This is a genomic window from Caulobacter sp. GW821-FHT10F06, assembly GCF_058809215.1.
Map to the genome: position 1 here is coordinate 1 of NZ_JBXASK010000013.1, position 20917 is coordinate 20917.

The 20917-nt window shown below is 67.8% G+C and carries 16 protein-coding genes; 5 read left to right on the top strand and 11 right to left on the bottom strand.

Annotated elements, in window-relative coordinates:
* Positions 1–60: 60 nt before the first annotated feature.
* Positions 61–366, top strand: a complete 306-nt coding sequence (locus AC1RUS_RS22605) for a hypothetical protein (RefSeq protein ID WP_492918871.1) — start codon at positions 61–63, stop codon at positions 364–366.
* On the opposite strand, the gene AC1RUS_RS22610 is transcribed toward AC1RUS_RS22605, so the two are convergent.
* From AC1RUS_RS22610 to AC1RUS_RS22640, 7 genes are all read right to left on the bottom strand, one after another.
* Positions 363–1469: a sugar kinase gene (locus tag AC1RUS_RS22610; protein ID WP_028037821.1), complete on the bottom strand. Its 1107-nt coding sequence runs from the start codon at positions 1467–1469 to the stop codon at positions 363–365. The two genes, AC1RUS_RS22605 and AC1RUS_RS22610, sit on opposite strands and share 4 nt — an antisense overlap.
* A complete protein-coding gene (locus tag AC1RUS_RS22615) occupies positions 1470–2144 on the bottom strand; it encodes a bifunctional 4-hydroxy-2-oxoglutarate aldolase/2-dehydro-3-deoxy-phosphogluconate aldolase (protein ID WP_492918872.1) in 675 nt (224 codons plus the stop codon).
* A gap of 437 nt (positions 2145–2581) precedes the next feature.
* Positions 2582–5308: a phosphoenolpyruvate carboxylase gene (gene ppc / locus AC1RUS_RS22620; RefSeq protein WP_492918873.1), complete on the bottom strand. Its 2727-nt coding sequence runs from the start codon at positions 5306–5308 to the stop codon at positions 2582–2584.
* A 167-nt stretch (positions 5309–5475) separates the two neighbouring features.
* Positions 5476–6246 (bottom strand): 2-dehydro-3-deoxy-D-gluconate 5-dehydrogenase KduD, encoded by a 771-nt coding sequence (gene kduD / locus AC1RUS_RS22625; protein ID WP_492918874.1) that lies wholly within the window; start codon positions 6244–6246, stop codon positions 5476–5478.
* Between the two features lie 134 nt (positions 6247–6380).
* Positions 6381–7223: a 5-dehydro-4-deoxy-D-glucuronate isomerase gene (gene kduI / locus AC1RUS_RS22630; RefSeq protein ID WP_492918875.1), complete on the bottom strand. Its 843-nt coding sequence runs from the start codon at positions 7221–7223 to the stop codon at positions 6381–6383.
* Between the two features lie 24 nt (positions 7224–7247).
* The gene (gene uxaC, locus AC1RUS_RS22635; protein ID WP_492918876.1) at positions 7248–8711 is read right to left on the bottom strand and encodes a glucuronate isomerase; all 1464 of its coding nucleotides are present in this window, start codon (positions 8709–8711) and stop codon (positions 7248–7250) included.
* A gap of 108 nt (positions 8712–8819) precedes the next feature.
* The gene (locus AC1RUS_RS22640; protein WP_492918967.1) at positions 8820–9881 is read right to left on the bottom strand and encodes a LacI family DNA-binding transcriptional regulator; all 1062 of its coding nucleotides are present in this window, start codon (positions 9879–9881) and stop codon (positions 8820–8822) included.
* Between the two features lie 181 nt (positions 9882–10062).
* Between AC1RUS_RS22640 and AC1RUS_RS22645 the strand changes: the two genes are divergently transcribed.
* On the top strand, positions 10063–11571 hold the full coding sequence (locus tag AC1RUS_RS22645; protein WP_492918968.1) for a UxaA family hydrolase: 1509 nt from the start codon (positions 10063–10065) through the stop codon (positions 11569–11571).
* Complete coding sequence (locus tag AC1RUS_RS22650) at positions 11568–13013, top strand: mannitol dehydrogenase family protein (protein ID WP_492918877.1); 1446 nt, start codon at positions 11568–11570, stop codon at positions 13011–13013. The genes AC1RUS_RS22645 and AC1RUS_RS22650 overlap by 4 nt, the downstream gene beginning before the upstream one ends.
* Here AC1RUS_RS22650 and AC1RUS_RS22655 read toward each other — a convergent pair.
* From AC1RUS_RS22655 to AC1RUS_RS22665, 3 genes are all read right to left on the bottom strand, one after another.
* Positions 13010–13570: a sugar transferase gene (locus tag AC1RUS_RS22655; protein WP_492918969.1), complete on the bottom strand. Its 561-nt coding sequence runs from the start codon at positions 13568–13570 to the stop codon at positions 13010–13012. The two genes, AC1RUS_RS22650 and AC1RUS_RS22655, sit on opposite strands and share 4 nt — an antisense overlap.
* 13 nt (positions 13571–13583) lie before the next feature.
* On the bottom strand, positions 13584–16247 hold the full coding sequence (locus AC1RUS_RS22660; RefSeq protein WP_492918878.1) for a coiled-coil domain-containing protein: 2664 nt from the start codon (positions 16245–16247) through the stop codon (positions 13584–13586).
* 168 nt (positions 16248–16415) lie between these two features.
* Positions 16416–16604, bottom strand: coding sequence for a hypothetical protein (locus tag AC1RUS_RS22665; RefSeq protein ID WP_492918879.1), 189 nt, complete (start codon positions 16602–16604; stop codon positions 16416–16418).
* 295 nt (positions 16605–16899) lie between these two features.
* Here AC1RUS_RS22665 and cysD point away from each other — a divergent pair, with 295 nt between their 5' ends.
* Entirely contained in the window at positions 16900–17817 is a 918-nt protein-coding gene (gene cysD, locus AC1RUS_RS22670; protein WP_492918880.1) for a sulfate adenylyltransferase subunit CysD, read from the top strand.
* The gene (gene cysN / locus AC1RUS_RS22675; RefSeq protein WP_492918881.1) at positions 17817–19733 is read left to right on the top strand and encodes a sulfate adenylyltransferase subunit CysN; all 1917 of its coding nucleotides are present in this window, start codon (positions 17817–17819) and stop codon (positions 19731–19733) included. Before cysD ends, cysN begins: the two co-directional genes overlap by 1 nt.
* Here the strand turns inward: cysN and AC1RUS_RS22680 are convergent.
* A complete protein-coding gene (locus tag AC1RUS_RS22680) occupies positions 19721–20890 on the bottom strand; it encodes an MFS transporter (protein WP_492918882.1) in 1170 nt (389 codons plus the stop codon). The genes cysN and AC1RUS_RS22680 overlap by 13 nt on opposite strands.
* Positions 20891–20917: the final 27 nt, after the last annotated feature.

The following is a 20917-nucleotide window of genomic DNA, read 5'->3' on the forward strand; positions in this document are numbered from 1 at the left end:
CCTCCGGCCCTCCGGGCCACCTCCCCCAGAGGGGGAGGATCTCTAGCCAGAAGAACCGCCATGCCGCGCAGTAAAACCCTTGCCAAGCGTCCGAACTACGTCCGCCCCGAAGACCGCCAATACTCCAAGGCGTTCAGGGCGCGGGTGCAGCGGCTGGTCTTCGCCAAGATGAAGGCGCACCAGGCAGAGGACGATCGGCGCGAGCGCGCCACCGCCCAAGAAAAAGCCCCCGACCTTAAGACCGGGGGCTCTTCAACCATTGTCATCCCGGGCGAAGACCCGGGACCGCCGGAAGCGCATGCGCCTGCCGAGGTCCCGGTTCGGCGCGCTGCGCGCTTGACCGGGATGACAGTCTTCAATGACTAGCGGATGACCCGCGCGCCCTTGCCCTTCATCACGGCTTCGACTTCCGCCTGGCGCACCATCGAGGTGTCGCCCGGGGTGGTCATGGCCAGAGCGCCGTGAGCCGCGCCGTACTCGACGGCGGCCTGGGGGCCCTTGCCTTCCATGAAGCCGAACGCGAGACCCGACGCGAAGCCGTCGCCGCCGCCGACGCGGTCGTAGATCTCGAGGTTCTCGCGCATCATCGAGGCGTAGAACTCGCCGCCGGCGTACAGGATCGCCGACCAATCGTTGACCGAGGCGGTCTTGGCGTTGCGCAGCGTGGTGGCGGCGACCTTGAAGTTCGGGAACTCCTTCACCGCCGTCTGGATCATCTTCTTGAAGTTGGCCGGATCGATCGAGCTGATGTGCTCGTCCAGGCCTTCGACTTCAAAGCCCAGGCAGGCGGTGAAGTCTTCTTCGTTGCCGATCATCACGTCCACGTACTGGGCGATGTGACGGTTGACCTTCTGCGCGCCTTCCTTGCCGCCCTGCGACTTCCACAGCGAGGCGCGGTAGTTCAGGTCGTAGGAGATCACGGTGCCGTACTTGCGGGCCACTTCGACCGCTTCGATCACGGCTTCGGCGGTGTTGCTGGCCAGGGCCGCGAAGATGCCGCCGGTGTGGAACCAGCGCACGCCTTCCTCGCCGAACAGCTTTTCCCAGTTCACTTCGCCGGGACGGATCTGCGAGGCGGCCGAGTGACCACGGTCCGAGCAGCCCAGGGCCGGGCGAACGCCGAAGCCCTTTTCGGTGAAGTTCAGGCCGACGCGGGTGTTGCGGCCCAGGCCGTCAAAGTCGCGCCAGATGACGTGCGAGGTGTCGACGCCGCCCTGCATCATCAGGTCTTCGACCAGCCAGCCCAGGTCGTTGACCGGCAGGGCCGTGACGGCCGTCGAGCGCTTGCCCCAGCACTTCTTGAAGGCGCGGGCGACGTTGTATTCGCCGCCGCCTTCCCAGACGTTGAACTGGCGGGCGTTGCGAACCCGGCCGAAGCCCGGGTCGAAGCGCAGCATCACTTCGCCGAACGAAGCGCAGTCCCACTTCGTTTCCGAAGCCGGGCGGATGTTGAGGATGTTGTCGGTCATTTAGGCCTTCCCACGAACCTTCTTGATCAGATCGACGGTCTCTTGGACCTTCTTGGTGATGCCGGCGTAGTCGCCGGCGTCCAGCAGTTCCTGCGTGATGAGCTTGGAGCCCATGCCGGCGGCGACGATGCCCGCGCCGAACCACTTCTTGACCGAGGCTTCGTCCGGATCGACGCCGCCCGTCGGCATGATGCGGGTCCAGGGCATCGGGCCCAGCACCGCCTTGACGAAGTCCGGGCCGCCGACCGACGAGCCTGGGAACACCTTGACGATCTCACAGCCCAGTTCTTCGGCGTACGAGATTTCCGAGGCCGAGCCGCAGCCCGGCGAATAGGGGATCTTGCGGCGGTTGCAGACCTTGGCGACGTCGGCGTTGAGGATCGGGCCGACGACGAATTTGGCGCCGTTGGCGATGTAGATGCCGGCGGTCGGGGCGTCGACGATCGAGCCCACGCCCATGATCACGCGCGGATCGGCCGAGGCGAAGTGCTTGGTGACTTCGTAGAAGACGTGGCTGGCGAAGTCGCCGCGGTTGGTGAACTCGATGCAGGGCGCGCCGCCGTCGGCGCAGGCCTGGATCACCTTCTTACAGACCTCGGCGTCGGGGTGATAGAAAACCGGGATCACACCCTGGTCCATCATAGCGGTCAGAACCGCCATACGATCTTTCACCATCACATAGTCCTCCAAAAGGATCGTTCTTGCGCCAGCCCCGCCGAGCGAGGCCGTCACGTGGAAGATTTCGCCGGTATTGGCTCAGGGCGATCGTTTAGACCGCGTCGCTCGCAGACGCCACTCCGTGGCTGCCGCAGCGTCAAACAAAGGCGCGTTCGCGCCGGCTTGTTTCCGTCCCCAATGTCCCTCCCCTGGCCCGTCGAGGCAAAAGTGAGGGCGCCGAGTCAGACCCGACGCCCCGAAGTTTGCGCAGGAGCGAGCTCAAAAGAGCCGCAACGAAACGGGGCGACCAAGTCGTTCCGAAACGTTATGACACCGGTGTCACGAAGGAGCAAGTCCTTGGGCGCCACCGGTGTCATGCGCAGATAATCAGAAACCGCGGCTTTAGGCAAGTGGTCTGACCGCTTACCTAAACCCCTGTATCGAAAGGAGTTTTATCAGCCGGTATTGCGCAGGCCGGCCGCGATGCCCGCCACCGTCAGCTGGATCGCCAGCCGAACGCTCTCGTCCTGATCCCCGCCCCGACGCCGCGACAGCAGTTCCAGCTGCAGGTGGTTGAGCGGATCGACCGACAGGCCGGCCAGGGCGACGGACTCGGCCAGCTCCGGCTGGTTGTCCAGCAGGGTGGTCCCGCCCCGGACTTCGAGGGCCAGGCGCTGGGCCGCGTCGTGCTCGCGCTTGATGGTCTCGAAGATGCGGTTGGCGTTGTCCGGGTCGCGCGACAGGGCCACGTAGCGGGCGGCGATGCCCATGTGGCTCTGGGCCAGGGCCAGCTCCATGTTCGACAGCAGTGAGGCGAAGAAATCGAAGTCGCCGGCTAGGTCCTGCAGCTGGGCCACCGACAGCTTGGCCCGCTCGACGCCGGAGGCGAAGCCGTACCAGCCGGGCAGCATGAAGCGGGCCTGCGACCAGCTGAACACCCACGGGATGGCCCGCAGGTCCTCGATCTTGCGGCTAGCGGTCCGGCTGGCCGGGCGGCTGCCGATGTTCAGGCCCACGATCTCGCCGATCGGCGTGGCCGACCAGAAGAAGTCCTCGAAGGCGGGGTCGTCATAGACCAGGGCCCGATAGCCTTCGAACGAGCTCTGGGCCAGGGCGGTCATCGCCGCCTCGACCTTGGGATCGGGACGCACGACCGGACGGTCGCTGGCCATCACCACGGCGGCGGCCAGGCCGTCGAGGTTGCGGCGGGCGGTGGGCTGGTCGCCGAAGCGGCGCGCGATCATCTCGCCCTGCTCGGTCATGCGGATGCGGCCCTGGACGGTGCCGGCCGGCTGGGCCAGCACGGCCTCGGCCGCCGGACCGCCGCCCCGTCCGACGCTGCCGCCCCGGCCGTGGAACAGCTGCAGACCGATGCCCATCCGGTCGGCTTCGAACGCCAACGCCGATGCGCCCCGGGCGACACCGCGCCGCGAGGCGACATAGCCGCCGTCCTTGTTGCTGTCGGAGTAGCCGAGCATGATTTCCTGCACCGGCCGGTCGCCCAGGATGGTGCGGCTGATCGGCAGCTCCAGCCACTGGCGCAGGACGCGAGGACCCTGCTCCAGGTCCTCGATGGTCTCGAACAGCGGGCTGATCTTGACCGAGGCCCGCGGCGCCGCACCGCCCCAGACCAGGCCGACCTGCTTGAGCAGCACCAGCGGCTCGAGAATGTCCGACAGGGTCGCGGACTTGGAGATCACATAGGCCCCGAGGCAGGCGCGGCCATAGTCGCGCACCGCCTGGGCGGCCGCCTCCATGGTCGCCAGCTCCTTGGTCGTCTCCTCGCCATAGGCGGTGAACGGCGAGACCAGCGGGCGCTGGTGCGACAGCTCCTCGATCAGCACCTTGCAGCGCTCGGGCTCGGGCAGGTCGAGGTAGCGGATGTTGGTGCCGGCGCGCTGGAACAGCTCGTGGATCGTCCGCTCGTGGACGTCGGCGTTCTGGCGCAGGTCCAGGCTCATCAGGTGGAAGCCGCAGGCCTTGGCCACCTCGACCAGGGTCCGCAGGTTGGTGCCGACCAGACGCTCGCCGCCGTTGCGCTCCAGCGAGTCGACGATCACCGACAGGTCGGCGACAAAGGCGTCGGGATGGACATAAGGCTCGACGTCCGTCCGGCCGTTGGCGAAGGCGACCCACTGGTTGGTCAGCTTCTGCGACACCGCCGAAAGACGGTCGAAGATCAGCTCCAGCGCCAGGCGGTAGGGCTCATCCTGGCGATGGACGGACGGGTCCCGGCTCTGGGCCGCCAGCGCCTTCAGCTCGTCGGACACCGGCGTGTAGGCTGTCGAGATCGCCAGGTTGGACCAAAGCTTGCGGACCTCGCCGGCGTACCAGTCCAGGATCACTCGCGACTGCGAACTGAAGGCCAGCTTCAGGGTCTCGCCATTGACGCCGGGGTGGCCGTCGCGGTCGCCGCCCAGCCACGAGCCCATTTTCAGCAGCGGGGCCAGCTCGGCGTTGTGGGCGATCTGGGCGGTCCAGTCGCCATAGAGGTCGATGATCGCCGGCAGGATCGAGGTGCGGACGATCGACAGGGCGTTGCGGATCTCGTCCTTCACGGTGATCCGCTCGGGCCGGTAGAGACGCGTCCGCCACATCAGGGCGATCTCGCGGAACAGCCGCTCGCGGATGTCGGCTTCCAGGTCGGCCGGCAGGTGGTGGCGGCGCAGGGCCATCAGCCGCGAGATCTCGGTCTCGCGGTCCACCATCGAGCGGCGGCGCACCTCGGTCGGGTGAGCGGTCAGCACCGGCACCACATTCATGGCGGCGAAGATCTTGGCGACGTCGGCGTCGGTCTTGCCGCCGACCTTCAGCGCCTTGACGGCGTCGACCAGGGTGCGCGGCCGATCATCGCCCGGCTGGGCGGCGGCCTCGGCGTGGCGGCGGCGGCCGGCGACATCCTCGCCGATATTGGCCAGCAGCGAATGGCTGGCGAAGGCCCGGGCCAGGAACACGGCCTGATCGTTGGAGAGATCGTAAAACAGGTGGTCGAGCACCGGCGCCTCGCCGCTGTCGTCCTCGCGGGAGGCGGCCTTGCGAGCCTTGGTCACCAGGGCGGCGGCCTCCTCGCCTTCCAGATAGGCGATAGCCTCGGCCAGCAGGTCGCTCAGCAGATTGGCGTTCTGGCGGACGTGGCGGCTGGTGGGACGATCGCCGCCGAGCGACAGGGCCGGGTTACGCATGAGCGAGCTCCGCTGACGCCGATGGCGCCTTTACAGAAGGATGAACCTAGACGCCCTGCCCCATCTGGCGCTGACGTTGCGGCGCCCTTACCGCGCTTCGCCGTCTGGGAAAACCCGGACGGCATGATGGTTGCGCTACCATCAGATATTCGCGTGTTTTTGTGCCGCTAGCGCGCCAGCCAACCGCCGTCCACGGGCAGAGTAATCCCCTGGACGTAGTCGGCCGCCGGCGAGGCCAGGAACACGGCTGCGCCGCCCAGGTCGCTCGGCTTGCCCCAGCGGGCGGCCGGGATACGGGCGAGGATCGAAGCGTTGCGGTCCGCGTCGTTGCGCAGGGCCTCGGTATTGTTGGTGTCGAAATAGCCCGGCGCGATGGCGTTGACGTTGATGCCCTTGGTCGCCCATTCGTTGGCGAGGATCTTGGTCAGGCCGGCCAAGCCGCTTTTGCTGGCCGTGTACGACGGCACGCGGATGCCGCCCTGGAACGACAGCAGGCTGGCGATGTTGATCACCTTGCCGGCGACGCCATCGACCGGGCCTTGCTTCAGCGCCTGTTTGGCGAAGGCCTGGGTCAGGAAGAAGACGACCTTCAGATTGGTGTCCATCACCGCGTCCCAGTCGGCTTCGGTGAACTCGATGCTGTCGGCGCGGCGGATGATGCCGGCGTTGTTGACTAGGATGTCGACCTTGCCGAAGGCGGCGACGGTTTCGTCGATCACCCGTTGGACGGGCTCGGTCGAGCCGAAGTCGGCCTTGATCGACAGGAACTTGCGACCGGTCGCCTCGACGGCGGCCTTGGTCTCGGTGGGCTCGCTGCGACCAGCGGCGGCGATGTCGGCGCCGGCTTCGGCGAGCGCCACGGCCACGGCTTGGCCCAGACCAGTGTTGGCGCCGGTGACGAGCGCGACCTTGCCTTCGAGGCTGAACGGATTGGCCATGGTGTGTTCCTGTCTGAAAATGCTGTCATCCCGGCGAAACCGGGACCGCCACGAGCGCAAGCGCCTTGGGCGGTCCCGGGTCTACGCAACGCTCCGCCCGGGATGACAGGTCGGAAACGCGTGGGCCGAAACCCCTACTTCAGCTGGCAGATGTCCAGCACGTTCATGTCGGTGTAGTCGAGGTTCTCGCCGCCCATCGCCCAGATGAACGTGTAGTTCGAAGTGCCCGAACCCATGTGGATCGACCACGGCGGGCTCATCACGGCTTCCTCGTTGGCGATCACGATGTGACGCATTTCGTCCGGCTCGCCCATGTAGTGGAAGACGCGGTCGTTATCGCCCAGGCCGAAGTAGAAATAGGCTTCCGAGCGGCGGTCGTGCAGGTGGGGCGGCATGGTGTTCCAGACGCTGCCCGGCTTCAGGACGGTCATGCCCAGCAGCAGCTGGGCCGACTTGCAGGTGGTCGGCACGATGTATTGGTAGATGGTGCGCTCGTTGGAGGTCTCCAGCGCGCCGCGCTCCAGCGGGATGGCGTCCGAGAAGGCCAGCTTCTTGGTCTCGAACGCGGCGTGGGCCGGCAGGCTGACCAGATAGAAGCGCGCGGCGGCGCCGCCCGTGCCTTCGAAGGTGACGTCCTTGGCGCCCATGGTGACGTAAAGACCGTCACGCGGAACAATCTCGTAGGCCACGCCGTCGACGGTGATCGTACCGGTCGTGTCGCCGACGTTGATCACGCCCAGCTCGCGGCGCTCCAGGAAGGGGTGGCCGGCGGCCGAGGCGGGCTCGGTCTGGTCGGGCAGCTTGACCGGCGAGGTGGCGACCACGCCGCCGACGACGAAGCGTTCGGCGTGGTTGTAGGTCAGGACGATCTGGCCGTCCTGGAACAGGCCGTCCATCAGGTAGCGCTCGCGCAGGTCGTCGTTGCTGACCGCGAACATCATGTCCGGATGGGTGGCGTGATAGGTCTTGGTGAACATCGAGGTGTCTCCGGATGGGTGTTCTTATTCGGCGGCGGCGGGCAGCGACGTGGGACGAGCCCAGTTGGGACGCTGATCGAGCTTATAAGCCTGCTTGGGCAGGTTGTACGTCAGGTCGACGATCAGCTCTTGGGCCTCGACGAGGTCCATGCGGTGCTCGGCGACCATGCGGGCCAGGAAGCTGCTGTCGACGCGGCGGGCCACGTCGTGGCGGGCCGGGATCGACAGGAAGGCGCGGGTGTCGTCGTTGAAGCCGACGGTGTTGTAGAAGCCCGCCGTCTCGGTGACCTGCTCGCGGAACCGCATCATGCCTTCCGGGCTGTCGTGGAACCACCAGGACGGGCCCAGCTTCAGCACCGGATAGTGGCCGGCCAGCGGGGCCAGCTCGCGGCTGTAGCTGGTCTCGTCCAGGGTGAACAGGATCACCGACAGGCGCGGATCGTTGCCCAGCTTGCTGAGCAGCGGCTTCAGCGCCTTGACGTATTCGGTCTGCACCGGAATGTCCGCGCCCTTGTCGCGGCCATGCGAGTTCAGCAGCCCGACATTGTGATTGCGGTGCGAACCGGGGTGGATCTGCATCACCAGACCGTCCTCGAGGCTCATCTTGGCCATCTCGGTCAGCATCTGGGCGCGGAACAGCTCGGCCTTCTCAGGTGTCACCTCCCCCTTCACCAGGCTGAGGAACACAGCCTCGCTCTCGGCGTCGGTCAGGTCGGCGGTGGCGGCGGTTGGATGGCCGTGATCCGACGAGGTCGCGCCGGCCTCGATGAAGGCGGCGCGGCGCAGGCGGTGTGCGTCCAGATAGCCCTTCCAGCTGAACACGTCCTGGCCCGAGACCTCGGCGAAGCGCTCGAAGGCGCGGCCCGAGCGCTCGTCCTCGAAGTCGATGACCGCGTCCGGACGATAGGCGGTGATCACATGGCCGCCCCAGCCGCTGTCGCGGATGGCGTGGTGGTGCTTGAGGGTCTCGTGCGGGCCTTCGGTGGTGGCCAGGGTCTCGATGTTGAAGCGGTCGAACAGGGCGCGCGGGCGGAAGGCTTCGGTGGCCAGGGCCTCGTTGATGGTGTCGAAATAGAGGTCCGAGGTCTCGGCCGACAGGAAGACCTCGAAACCGAACACCTGGCTGAAGACGTGGTTGAGCCAGATCCACGACGGCGTGCCGCGGAAGAGGTGGAAATTGCTGGCCAGCAGCCGCCAGGCCTCGCGCGGATCGGTGTCCGGCACGCCCGACTTGGACCGCACCTTCAGCGCGTCCAGCGAGACGCCCTGGCTGTAGAGCATGCGGAACAGATAGTGGTCGGGCGCCAGCAGCAGGTCGGTGGCGTCCTGGAACGGGGCATTGGTCGCAAACCAGCTGGGATCGGTGTGGCCGTGCGGGCTGATGATCGGCAGGCCCTTGACCGCCGCATAGAGCTCCCGCGCGATCCCGCGCGTCCGCTCGTCCGCCGGAAACAGCCGATCGTCATGGAAATTCAGGGGCCTGGGCATGGGTGTCTCCTGCTTCCTCACCAGCCGGCGGCTTCGCGACTGGCCGCTTTTGACGCGCGCTTGGTAACCGGTGTCATGGCCTTATGCAAGCGACGCCGAACGCTGGGCTCAGACCTTGGGAGCCTGACCCGAAGACTCGCGGACGACAAGATGCGGCACGGTGCTGGCCGGGTCGCGCTTTTCCCGTGTCTCGACGCCGATCAGCTTTTCGGCGGCCATACGGCCGACCTCCCGCGTGGGAATGTGGATGGTCGTCAGCGGCGGCCAGACGGCCTGGGCAATCTGGAAATCATCGAAGCCGACCACGGTCAGATCGCGGGGGACATCGAGACCCGCCCGCCGCGCGGCCTGCAGCACGCCGGCCGCCATTTCGTCGTTGCCGGCGAAGATCGCGGTCGGTCGCGGTGTCTTGGCCAGCAGCACCTCGGCGCAGGCCAAGCCGGATTCGAAGGTGTACGCGCCCTCCACCACATAGTTGTCGTCCAGCGTCAGGCCGGCCTTGTTCAACGCGTCCTCGAAGCCTCCTCGCCGCTCGTGCGACGAGCGGAAGCTGGGCAGACCGCTGATGAAGCCGATCTGCTTGTGACCCAGCTCGATCAGGTGCGCGCCCATGGCCTCGCCGCCCAGCCGGTCGTGACCGACGATCATGTGCTCGGGCTTGTCCAGCGGCACCGAGGCGATGCGGATATATTCGCAACCGATCTCGCCCAGCAGCTTAGCCACGCGCTCGTCTTCGGACACCGACGGCGGCAGCACGACCCCGAACAGCTTCTGACGCTCCACGAAGGTGCGCACGTCGGCCAGGAAGGTCGGGCTGGAGCGGTTGCAAGGGTGCACGACCAGCTCGAAGCCCGAGCCGCGCATGCCGTCCAGCAGACCCAACTGCATGTTCACGACGTATTGCGGGTTGGGGTTGTCGTAGATCATACCGATTAGGAACGAACGGCGGAAGGCCAGCCCGCGCGCCTGCGGATCGGGCGCGTAGCCCCACTCCGCGATGACCGCCTCGATCCGCTCGCGGGTCTCGTCGCGCACAAAGGGCGACTGATTGATGACACGGGAAACGGTCTTCTTGGACACGCCCGCCAACCGGGCGATGTCGTTGATCGTGGCGCGCTTGCGCCCGCCCTCCAGGCCGCTCTCGGATTCGTTGTCGCCCAGCGACGGCAGAGACGGCTTTGAAGAGTTCACGGCGTTTCCATGCAGCTTTGAGCGCTTGCTTTTGTCATACTCTACACGTGCAAGCGTCGCCACCAATGGGCGAAACACCCGTTTGCAACAAATCTGACACCGGTTACCCTGATGTCAGAGGACATAGGACGGCATGAAACGCCGTCACGTGAAGGCGCCGATGATCGAAACTGCCCTAGCTCCGGACGAATCAATTCACGACGTCGACCCCCGCGATCACGTCGCCACGGCCCTGCGCGAGATCGGCGCGGGCGAGACCCTGAGCCTGCATGGCGCGACCGTCGTGGCCCGCGCCGACATCCCAAAGGGTCACAAGATCGCCATCCGCCCCGCTTCGGCCGGCGACGATGTGCTGAAATATGGCTGGCCGATCGGTCGCGCCACGATCGATATCGCCGTGGGCGACCACGTCCACGTCCACAATGTCGAGACTAAGCTGTCGGGCGTCGAGGGCTATGCCTGGGCGCCCAAGACGGCGGACAGCATCGCCGAACACGGCGACCGCACCTTCATGGGCTACCGCCGCAAGAACGGCCGCGTCGGCACCCGCAACGAGATCTGGGTGCTCTGCACTGTCGGCTGCGTGGCCAACACCGCGCGCCGCATCGCCGAGAAGGCCAATGCGCGCTTCGCCGACCGTGTCGACGGCGTCTTCGCCTTCCCCCACCCGTTCGGCTGCTCTCAGCTGGGCGACGACCTGACCCACACTCGCAAATTGCTGGCCGCCCTGGCCGCGCACCCCAACGCCGGCGGCGTGTTGATCCTGGGCCTGGGCTGCGAGAACAATCAGCTGAAGGCGCTGTTGGAAAGCGCGCCGGACCTCGACCCAGCCCGCCTTCGCTCATTCACCACCCAGATGGTCGATGACGAGCTGGAAGACGGTCTCGACGCCATCGAGGCCCTGATCGAGATCGCCGAGAACGACCGGCGCGAGCCCTGCCCTGTCTCCGAACTGGTGGTCGGCTTGAAGTGCGGCGGCTCCGACGGCTTCTCGGGCGTCACCGCCAATCCGCTGGTAGGGCGGATCGCCGACAAGGTGTCGGACGCCGGCGGCACGCCCGTGCTGACCGAGATCCCCGAGATCTTCGGCGCCGAGCAGATGCTGCTGGGCCGCGCGGCGTCGCGCGACGTGTTCGACAGCGCCGTGAGCGTAGTCGACGATTTCAAGCGCTACTTCATCGACAACCACCAGCCCATTCACGAGAACCCCTCGCCAGGCAACATCGCCGGCGGCATCACGACGCTGGAGGAGAAATCCCTGGGCGCCGTTCAGAAGGGCGGCCGCTCAACCCTGGTCGAGGTGATCCGTTACGGCGAGCGCGTCGGACCTCATGGCCTGACCCTGCTGGAAGCGCCTGGCAACGACGCGGTCTCCTCGACCGCCCTGACGGCCGCCGGCGCCACCGTAATCCTGTTCACGACCGGGCGCGGCACGCCGCTGGGCTTCCCCGCCCCCACCCTGAAGATCGCCTCCAACAGCACCCTGGCGGCGCGAAAGCCGCGCTGGATCGACTTCGACGCCGGCGTGGTGCTGTCGGGCCAGACCATGGACCAGGCGGCGGACTCCCTCATGGACCTGGTCGTCGAGACGGCGTCGGGCAAGGCCACCAAGGCCGAGATCAACGGCGAGCGTGAAATCGCCATCTGGAAAAGCGGTGTGACTCTGTGACGGCTGCCCTCGTGTCCGACTCCCTGCGCCTTCGCGCCACCAGCAGCCCGGCCGCCCTTCCCGGTGTCACCCAGCCCGCCTATGACCGCGACCGCATCACCGTGGGGGTCGTGCATCTGGGCCCCGGCGCGTTCCACCGCGCTCACCAGGCCTACTATTTCGACCAGTTGCTGGCGCGCGATCCGCGCTGGGCCATCTGCGCGGTCTCGCTAAAGAGCCCCGGCGTGCGCGACGCCCTGGCGCCGCAGGACGGCCTCTACACTCTGGCCCAGCTGGACGAAGAGACGACGTTCCGGATCATCGGGTCGATCGTCGAGGTGCTGGTGGCCCCCGAGGATCCGCCCGCCGTCTTCGCTCGCCTCGCCGCGCCGATGACCCGCATGGTCACCCTGACCGTCACTGAGAAGGGCTATTGCCTATCCAGCGACGGCGGCCTGGACGAGACCCATCCCGACATCATCCACGACCTGGCCCATCCTGGCGAGCCGGTCAGCTCGATCGGCTACCTGGTCGAGGGCCTGCGCCGTCGTCACGCGGTCGGCTTGCCGCCCTACGCCGTGGTCGCCTGCGATAACCTCGCCGACAACGGCTGGCGCCTGAAGGCGGCCGTCACCGCCTTCGCCGGCAAGATCGATCCCGAGCTCGCCGCCTGGATCGAGGCCGAAGGCAAGTTCCCGCGCACCATGGTCGACAGCATCACGCCGGCCACCGACGACGCCCTGCGCGTCCGCGTCGAGGCCGCCACCGGCCTGTCCGACGCCTGGCCGATCCAGCGCGAGGCGTTCACCCAATGGGTGGTCGAGGACGTGCTGGGCGCCGACGCGCCCGATCTCGCTGCGGTCGGCGTCACCCTGACCGACGACGTCCGGGGCTTCGAACGAGCCAAGCTGCGCCTGCTGAATGGCGTCCACTCGACCCTGGCCTATGCCGGCATCCTGCGCGGCCACGAGACCGTGTTCGAGGCCATGAGTGATCCGGTCCTGGCCAAACTGGCCCGCGACCTGATGGTCGAGGACATCACACCGACGCTGGTGGCCCCGCGCGGCCTGGACCTGGCCGCATACGCCGAGGCGATCCTCAAGCGCTTCCGCAACCCCGAAATCCGCCACCTGCTGGCGCAGATCGCCTGGGACGGCTCGCAGAAACTGCCCTTCCGCATCTTGGGCACGCTGGCCGAAACGCTGGAGGCTGGCCGCTCGGTTGAGCGTCTGGCTATCCCGTTGGCCGCCTGGATGCGCTTCGTGAGCCTGCGGGCCGCCGCGAACGAAAAGATCGTCGATCCGCTGGCCGACCGGCTGGTCGAGATCGCCGCGACCTGCACCGGCGAAGCCAAGACCGACGTTGCGGCCTTCCTGGCGCTGGACACGGTGTTCCCGCCAACCCTGGCCGCGAACCCGGCCTTCGTCGCGGCGCTCGAAAAAGCTTACGTCGAGCTCGGCTAGCGCGTGACGCCCCGCCCGGTGACGACCGGGGCGACCGTGCGCAACAGGATCATCAGGTCGAAGCCGAACGAGCGGCGGCGCAGATAGTCCGCGTCCAGCGCCACCTTTTCGGGTATGGCCAACTCGTCTCGGCCATTGATCTGCGCCCAGCCCGTCACCCCGGGCCGCAGGACATCGACGCCCGCGGCCACGCGTGCGGCGACAAGGTCGTCCTGGTTGAACAGTGCGGGGCGCGGGCCGACCAGGCTCATGTCGCCGATCAGGACGCTCCACAGCTGAGGCAGCTCGTCCAGGCTCAGCCGGCGCAGGGTCGGCCCGACCGGCGTCAGCCAGCGATCCGGATCCTCCAGCAGATGGGTCGCGACCTGAGGCGTGTCGATCCGCATGGTGCGGAACTTGGGCATCGAAAACAGCGTCGAGTGACGTCCGACCCTTTGCGACCAATAGATCGCCGGACCGGGCGAGGTCAGCCGAACCACCAGCCACAGCACGGCCAACGGAACCAGCAGCACAAGCAATCCGCCGGCGGCCGCGGCGACGTCGAAGACGCGCTTCAGCATCGGCTTGCGATCAGGCCAAGTCGCCGGTGGCGGCGTCCAGCAGCAGATAGGCGCGGCCGGCGTCGGACGACAGCAGGGCCGCCACCAGGAAGCCCTCGCGATCCTGGCCGCCGGCTTCCTCGATCATGCCCGCATAGCGCTTGAGGAAACGCTCGGCGTTGGCCCGCAAGGTGGCGTCGGAGAACAGGCGGCGCACCAGGCGACGGATGGCGGCGGGCGCCAGCTTCTTGACGACCTCGCGGGCGCCGGAGGCGTCGTGGGTCTGGATCGCGGCGGCGATCTCGTCGATCCGGCCGCGCGGCAGCAGGGCGTGGGGATCGATGCCCATGGCCGAGATTTCGGACGCCAGCTTCTCGCCCAGAGCCGCGTCGCCCGGCGAGCTGTTCTCGATGCCCGACAGCAACGAACGCCAGGACCAGTTGCCGCCGCCCGGCCCTTCCGGTCCGTCCGACGCGTTCGGCGCGGCGCGGCCGCCGGCGGTGTCGAACACCGAGCGGAACTCGTCGTCTGTTGCGGTGGGCGTCAGGCGCAGGCGCGGCCGTTGCCCCGGCTCCTCGGCGAGCAGGTCGTCTTCAGGCTCGGGAGCGGGCGGCGGCGCGGTCGTCTGGATCGGCGGCGTGGGACGTTGGCGACTGATCGGCGGAGCCACGACCGGGCGCTGGGCCGGCGTCGCCGTACCCATGGCGCTGGCCGCCTCGCTGAGCGCGTCGTAGTTGCGTCGGACGCGTTCCTGGAAGGCCTGGTCGATGGCGGCCGTCTCCTCGGCGGTGTGCCGGGCGGCGGTCCTCAGATCCTCAATGCTCTTCTCGATCGAGGCCTGGACCTCGAGCGCCTTCTTCATGGCCTCGGCGGGCATCTCGGCCGTGCGCTGGCCCACCTCGTCCAGCATGGCCTCGAGCTCGCCGAGCGTGCCGCGCGCCGTTTGGACGGCTTCGGCCAGCTTCTGCGCCGTGCGGGCGCCGGCCTGTTCGACCATCTGGGCCGATTGCTCGATGAGGTCGCGCGCCTCTTCCATGCGGGACTCGAAGACGGAGTCGGCCTTCTGGCCGGCCTGGAAGGCGATCTCGTTGAGCTGATCGACACGGCCGCGGGCGGCCTCGACGCGAGCGTCGACGCCTTCGCTGGCCTTCAGGGCCGCGGCGGCGAGCGCTTCCATCGCCTGCTTCAGTTCGATCTCAAGGCCCTCGCGCTGGCCGGCGGCGATGTCGGAGATTGTGGCCAGGACCTTGCTGGTTTCCTCCGTCAGGCTCTCGCGTTCCTGGCGGGCGGTCTCGGCCACGTCCTTGAACTGCTCGGAAGCGGCGGCGATCAGGCCGCGCAGGACCTCGGCGCCCATGGCGGCGACGTCGCTGAGCTCGGTGGCGCCGACGCGGGTGTAGGACACGAACTCGGTGAGCTGGGCCGTGCGGGTCTCGGTCTCGGCGGCGAAGTCTTCCTGCTCGGACCGCAGGCTCTGGCTGGCGGCCACCAGGGCGGCGCGTTGCTGGGCGAGGTTCTTCTCGACCGCGCTCATCTGGTCGCCCAGACCTTGGCCCGCCGTCTCGAGGCGAGCGATCTGGCGCGAGATGTCCTCGGCGCCGACGCGGGCGGCGTCGGAGGCCTCGGCGGCGGCGGCGGCGAGATCGGCGGCGCGAGCGGCCAAGGCGGCTTCGGCTTCACGCAGCTGGGTCTCGGCCAGGTCGGACGCCTCGGCGACCATGCGGGCCTGGCTGCCGATGGCGTCGACGACGGCGGTCGAACGGGTATCCAGAGTCAGGGACAGAGTCTCCAGCGCCTGGCGCTCGTGGCCAAGACCCTGCGCCAACTGATTGGCCATGCGCGAGGATTCCGCCGCGGCGTCGGCCAGCTTGGCGGTCTCTTCGGCGAGAGCCTGGCGCAACGACAGAATGCGTTCGCGCGCTTCGGTGGCGGCGATGGTGGCGCTGTCGATCTGGCCGCGAACGGCGTCGACCACACCCGTGGCGCCCGCCGCCGCCAGGGCGGCGGGGGTGACCAGACGATCGGTCAGGGTGCGGGTCCGCTTCAGTTCGGCCGAAACGCCCTGGGCCTGGCGCAGCAGATAGGCGCCCAGCAGCGTCATCAGGGCCGGACCGACAGCCAGGCCAATGAACACGGCCAGGGCGAAACCCTCGACCTTCAGGGCCGGAACATCGCGGGCATAACCCAGGGCGAAGGCGATCGGGGCCAGGGACCACAGCGACGCGGCGGCAAAGGCCAGCGCCCAGAACAGCAGCCCCGACATAGGTTGGGCTTCGGCGGCCTCCGGAAGCTCGTAAGGTTCGGCCGAACGGCGCAGGTCCGGGGTCTGGCGCTCCTCGGTGCGCGCCGGCGCGGCGTCGCGCTCGGGCTCCAGGATCGGCGCAGGCGGCTGGGGCGCGCTGGTGGCCAGCGAAGTCGCCGGAGCGGGCTCGAAGGTCGGCTGGGTCGGCTCGCTGATCCGGGCGCGGCGCGAGGCGGCCCGGGCGCGCGGCGAAGAGATTTCGGGCTCCGGCGCGGGCGCGGCGATCTCCAGATCCAGGTCGGACTCGCTCGCGGGCGCATCCACGTCGGGGGCCGGCTCGTGGTCCGCATCATCCTCGAAAATCGGGACTTCGGACGTGGCGACGGCCTCCTCGGCGGGCGTCTCCACGGGGACGGCGGAGAAATCGAGCGGTTGGCGCTTCTTAGGCTTCATACACAGCCAGGGTCCCAAGGCGTTCAGCGAGGGGCGAAGAGACAATCACGCGCGCCAACCCCACATTCGCGTAGAGACTGAACCTAGCGGCGAAAAGCCCGCGCGCAAAGCGGCTTCGGTTGAGTTTTAAGGGCTTCACGTCGTCGCGGCGGCGTTAAGCGCGTTCGTTCAGGCGGTGGGTTGGTCACAGGTCGGCGAGACGGCGGCGACGGGGACCTGGATCGGCGTGCGCGGCGAGCGCGGAACCGTGCGTTCCGACCGCTCGTGATTGGGCTTGGGAAGCGGCTTCTTCTCCACCGCCACGCCGAACTGGCCCAGCGCCATGGAGGACAGCCAGATGACCAAGACGGCAAGCATTTCCGCTAGGAAGCCCATGGCCCAACCCGCAATTCGATAGCGGCGTTATGCGACAAACTCGAAGCCGAGCCGAGTGAACTTTTGGTCATGAAGGTGAAGCTCGGCGCCATCCAAGCTTATAGCGCCTCCAGAATTCCGACGGTTGCCCGAAGGCCCGCCGCTGCCTAGGTCCGCCACTACACGCCCCACTCGCGCCATCGACCACGGCGAGAGGGACTTTTTCTGTTTGCGGACCCTTGTTTTGGCCCCTACCCAGCTTGCATCGATCGCGCCCAGCGCTTCGCCGGAACCGTTCATGACCGACATCTCGCCGGCTCGCCTGACCCACCTCCAGCGCCTGGAGGCCGAGAGTATCCACATCCTGCGGGAAGTGGCGGCCGAGTGCGAGCGGCCGGTCATGCTGTATTCGATCGGCAAGGACAGCGCGGTGATGCTGCACCTGGCGGCCAAGGCGTTCTTCCCGTCCAAGCCGCCCTTCCCGCTGCTGCACGTCGATACGACCTGGAAGTTCCGGGCCATGTACGACCTGCGCGACAAGGTCGCCGCCGACCTGGGCTTCGACCTGCTGGTCCACAAGAATCCGGAGGCCGAGGCCAAGGGCATCAACCCCTTCGACCACGGCAGCGCCCTGCATACCGACATGTGGAAAACCGAAGGGCTCAAGCAGGCCCTGGCCAAGTACGGCTTCGATGCGGCCTTCGGCGGGGCCCGCCGCGACGAGGAGAAAAGCCGGGCCAAGGAGCGGATCATCTCGTTCCGCTCGGCCGAGCAGCGCTGGGATCCGAAGAACCAGCGGCCGGAGTTGTGGAAGCTCTACAACACCCGCAAGCATCCCGGCGAAAGCCTGCGCGTCTTCCCGATCTCCAACTGGACCGAACTGGACGTCTGGCAGTACATTCACCTCGAGAACATCCCGATCGTGCCCCTTTACTTCGCGGCCGAGCGGCCGGTGGTCGAGCGCGACGGCAGCCTGATCATGGTCGACGACGATCGCTTCCGGCTGCGGCCCGGCGAGACGCCGCAGATGAAGAGCGTCCGCTTCCGCACCCTGGGCTGCTATCCGCTGACCGGCGCGGTCGAGAGCACCGCATCCACCCTGCCCCAGATCATCCAGGAAATGCTGCTGGCCACCACCAGCGAGCGGCAAGGCCGGGTCATCGATCACGACCAGTCCGCCTCGATGGAGAAAAAGAAGCAGGAGGGCTATTTCTGATGACAAAGGTCTACAAGCCCTCCGACCTGATCGCCGACGACATCGACGCCTATCTGGTCGCCCACCAGCACAAGTCGCTGCTGCGCTTCATCACCTGCGGGTCGGTGGACGACGGCAAGTCGACCCTGATCGGCCGGCTGCTCTACGACAGCAAGATGATCTTCGAGGACCAGATGGCGGCCCTCGAAGCCGACTCCAAGCGGGTCGGCACGCAGGGCGGCGCGATCGATTTCGCCCTGCTGGTCGACGGCCTGGCCGCCGAGCGTGAGCAAGGCATCACCATCGACGTCGCCTACCGCTTCTTCGCCACCGACAAGCGCAAGTTCATCGTCGCCGACACCCCCGGCCACGAGCAGTACACGCGCAACATGGTCACCGGCGCCTCGACCGCCGACGCGGCCGTGATCCTGATCGACGCGCGCAAGGGCGTGCTGACCCAGACCCGCCGCCACAGCTATCTCGTCAGCCTGCTGGGCATCCGCCACGTGGTTCTGGCCGTCAACAAGATGGACCTGGTCGGCTGGAATCAGGCGGTGTTCGACCGCATCGTCGCCGACTACCGCGCCTTCGCCGACCAGATCGGCCTGTCGGTCTTCACTCCGATCCCGATCTCGGGCCTGGGCGGCGACAACATGGCTAGCAAGAGCGAGGCGACGCCCTGGTACGACGGCCCGATCCTGATGGACTGGCTGGAAACCGTTCAGGTCGAGGACGACCTGCAGGCCCAGCCGTTCCGGCTGCCGGTGCAGTGGGTCAACCGGCCCAATCTCGACTTCCGCGGTTTCTCGGGCCTGATCGCCTCGGGCGTGGTCAAGCCGGGCGATCGCATCCGCGTGCTGCCCTCGGGTCGCGAGAGCAAGGTCGACCGCATCGTCACCCTGCCCAACGACCTGCCCCAGGCCGTGGCCGGCCAGTCGGTGACGATTACCCTGACCGACGAGATCGACATCTCTCGCGGCGATCTGATCGTCGCCGCCGACGCCCCCAGCCCCGTGGCCGGACAGTTCGAGGCCACCGTCGTCTGGATGGACGACGAGCCCCTGCCCCCGGGCCGCGCCTATCTGCTGAAGATCGGAGCCCGCACCGTCGGGGCCAGTGTCACCGAGATCAAGCACCGGGTGAACGTCAACACGCTGGAGCGCACGGCGGCCAAGCGGCTGGAGCTCAACGAGATCGGGCTCGTGAACATCTCCCTCGACCAGGCCGTGCCGTTCGAGGCCTATGCCGACAATCGCGAGCTGGGCGGCTTCATCCTGATCGACCGGATCAGCAACCGCACCGTCGGCGCCGGCATGCTGAACTTCGCCCTGCGCCGGGCCGACAACATCCACTGGCAGCACACGGACGTCACCAAGCAGTCGCGCGCCGCCTTGAAGGGTCAGCGCGGCCAGGTCGTGTGGCTGACCGGCCTGTCCGGCGCGGGCAAGTCGACGATCGCCAACCTGGTCGAAAAGCGCCTGCACGCCCTGGGCCGTCACACCTACCTCCTCGACGGCGACAATGTCCGCCATGGCCTCAACAAGAACCTCGGCTTCACCGAGGAGGACCGGGTCGAGAACATTCGCCGGGTGGCCGAGGTGGCCAAGCTGATGGTCGACGCGGGCCTGATCGTGCTGACCGCCTTCATCTCGCCGTTCCGCGCCGAACGCCGTCTGGCCCGCGAGATCCTGCAGGACGGCGAGTTCATTGAGGTCTTCGTCGACACGCCGCTGGCCGTGGCCGAGCAGCGCGACGTCAAGGGTCTGTACGCCAAGGCCCGGGCGGGCCAACTGAAGAACTTCACCGGCATCGACAGCCCTTATGAGGCTCCCGAGGCGCCGGAATTGCGCATCGACACCACGACCATGAGCCCCGTCGAAGCCGCCGAGCGGATCGTCGAGTGGCTGGAGGGCCGCGAGGTCGACTACGACATCTGAACCCGTCCGGTGCGGCGGTTCAGGGCGATGGCTCCGGCCAGGCCCAGGGCCGCCACGCCGGCCATGGCCAGGTAGCCGTAGGGTCCGAAGGCGTCGAACAGCCGGCCAGAGGCCAGGGTCGCCACGCCCAGGGCGAAGCCCATCGACAGGGCGGAATTGATCGCCTGGGCGGCCGAGGCGCTGGCCGGCGGGGTCAGCTTCTCGATCAGGCGCAGGCTGGCCAGGAAACTGGCCGCGAAGGTCAGGGCGTGCAGGGTCTGCAGCGGGAACAGCACCCACAGCGGCGGCGTGAAGGCGTAGGCGATCCAACGCAGGACGGCCGCCGCGCCGCCTAGGATCATCAGCTTCTCGGGCCCCACCCGGCGTCGCCAGGGCTCCAGGAACCACATGAAGGCGACCTCGGCCGCGACGCCGACGCCCCACAGCACGCCGATGATCGAGTTCGAGATCCCCTGCTCGCGCCAGATGATTGTCGAGAAGCCGTAGTAGAAGGCGTGCGCCCCCTGGATCAGGCCGGCGGTGACCACGGCCAGCACGAAGGTGCGGTCGCGCATCAGCGCGCCCAGCCCCTTCCAGCGTTCGGCTCCGACCGGCTTGGCCGCGCCCTCGGCATGGACTCGCTCGGGCGGCACGAACACCGCCGCGGCCAGGGCGGTCAGACCCGCGGCGAGCGCGATCCAGACGGCGATCAGCGTCGGGGCGATGATCGTCAGGGCCAAGCCCATGATCAGATTGGCGACGATGAAGGCCGCCGAGCCGGTTCCTCGCGGCAGACCGTAATTGAAGCCCTCGGTCCGCGCCCGGCGCAGGGTGATGACGTCGACCAGCGGCGACAGGGTCGACAGCAGGGTCTGGCCGACCAGCCAGGCGACCGCCAGGCCCAGCGCGCCCGGAGCGATCAGCAGCGCCGCGTAGCCCAGTGCCGCGCCCAGGGCCAGCAGCACCATCGGCGTGCGGCGCAGGGTGAAGCCGTCGGCCCACACCGCCAGGGCCGGACCGGTGAACGGCCGGGCCAGCATCGGGACGGCCAGGATCAGGCCGATCGCCGCGCCGCTCATCCCGCGATCGCGCAGGAAGGTGGCGATATAGGGCAGGCTGACGCCCGTCCCCAGATAGATCGAGACGTAGAAGACGCTCAGGCGCGCCAGGCTGCTCATCGCCCCTGCCCGCGCCGGATGCGTCCC

What these genes read in the sequence shown, in the direction of transcription:
- AC1RUS_RS22615 (WP_492918872.1), bottom strand. Translation starts at nt 2,144, where the DNA reads ATGGTGAAAGATCGTATGGCGGTTCTGACCGCTATGATGGACCAGGGT.
- AC1RUS_RS22610 (WP_028037821.1), bottom strand. Translation starts at nt 1,469, where the DNA reads ATGACCGACAACATCCTCAACATCCGCCCGGCTTCGGAAACGAAGTGG.
- AC1RUS_RS22680 (WP_492918882.1), bottom strand. Translation starts at nt 20,890, where the DNA reads ATGAGCAGCCTGGCGCGCCTGAGCGTCTTCTACGTCTCGATCTATCTG.
- cysN (WP_492918881.1), top strand. Translation starts at nt 17,817, where the DNA reads ATGACAAAGGTCTACAAGCCCTCCGACCTGATCGCCGACGACATCGAC.
- kduD (WP_492918874.1), bottom strand. Translation starts at nt 6,246, where the DNA reads ATGGCCAATCCGTTCAGCCTCGAAGGCAAGGTCGCGCTCGTCACCGGC.
- AC1RUS_RS22660 (WP_492918878.1), bottom strand. Translation starts at nt 16,247, where the DNA reads ATGAAGCCTAAGAAGCGCCAACCGCTCGATTTCTCCGCCGTCCCCGTG.
- AC1RUS_RS22605 (WP_492918871.1), top strand. Translation starts at nt 61, where the DNA reads ATGCCGCGCAGTAAAACCCTTGCCAAGCGTCCGAACTACGTCCGCCCC.
- AC1RUS_RS22665 (WP_492918879.1), bottom strand. Translation starts at nt 16,604, where the DNA reads ATGCTTGCCGTCTTGGTCATCTGGCTGTCCTCCATGGCGCTGGGCCAG.
- ppc (WP_492918873.1), bottom strand. Translation starts at nt 5,308, where the DNA reads ATGCGTAACCCGGCCCTGTCGCTCGGCGGCGATCGTCCCACCAGCCGC.
- cysD (WP_492918880.1), top strand. Translation starts at nt 16,900, where the DNA reads ATGACCGACATCTCGCCGGCTCGCCTGACCCACCTCCAGCGCCTGGAG.
- AC1RUS_RS22645 (WP_492918968.1), top strand. Translation starts at nt 10,063, where the DNA reads ATGATCGAAACTGCCCTAGCTCCGGACGAATCAATTCACGACGTCGAC.
- kduI (WP_492918875.1), bottom strand. Translation starts at nt 7,223, where the DNA reads ATGTTCACCAAGACCTATCACGCCACCCATCCGGACATGATGTTCGCG.
- uxaC (WP_492918876.1), bottom strand. Translation starts at nt 8,711, where the DNA reads ATGCCCAGGCCCCTGAATTTCCATGACGATCGGCTGTTTCCGGCGGAC.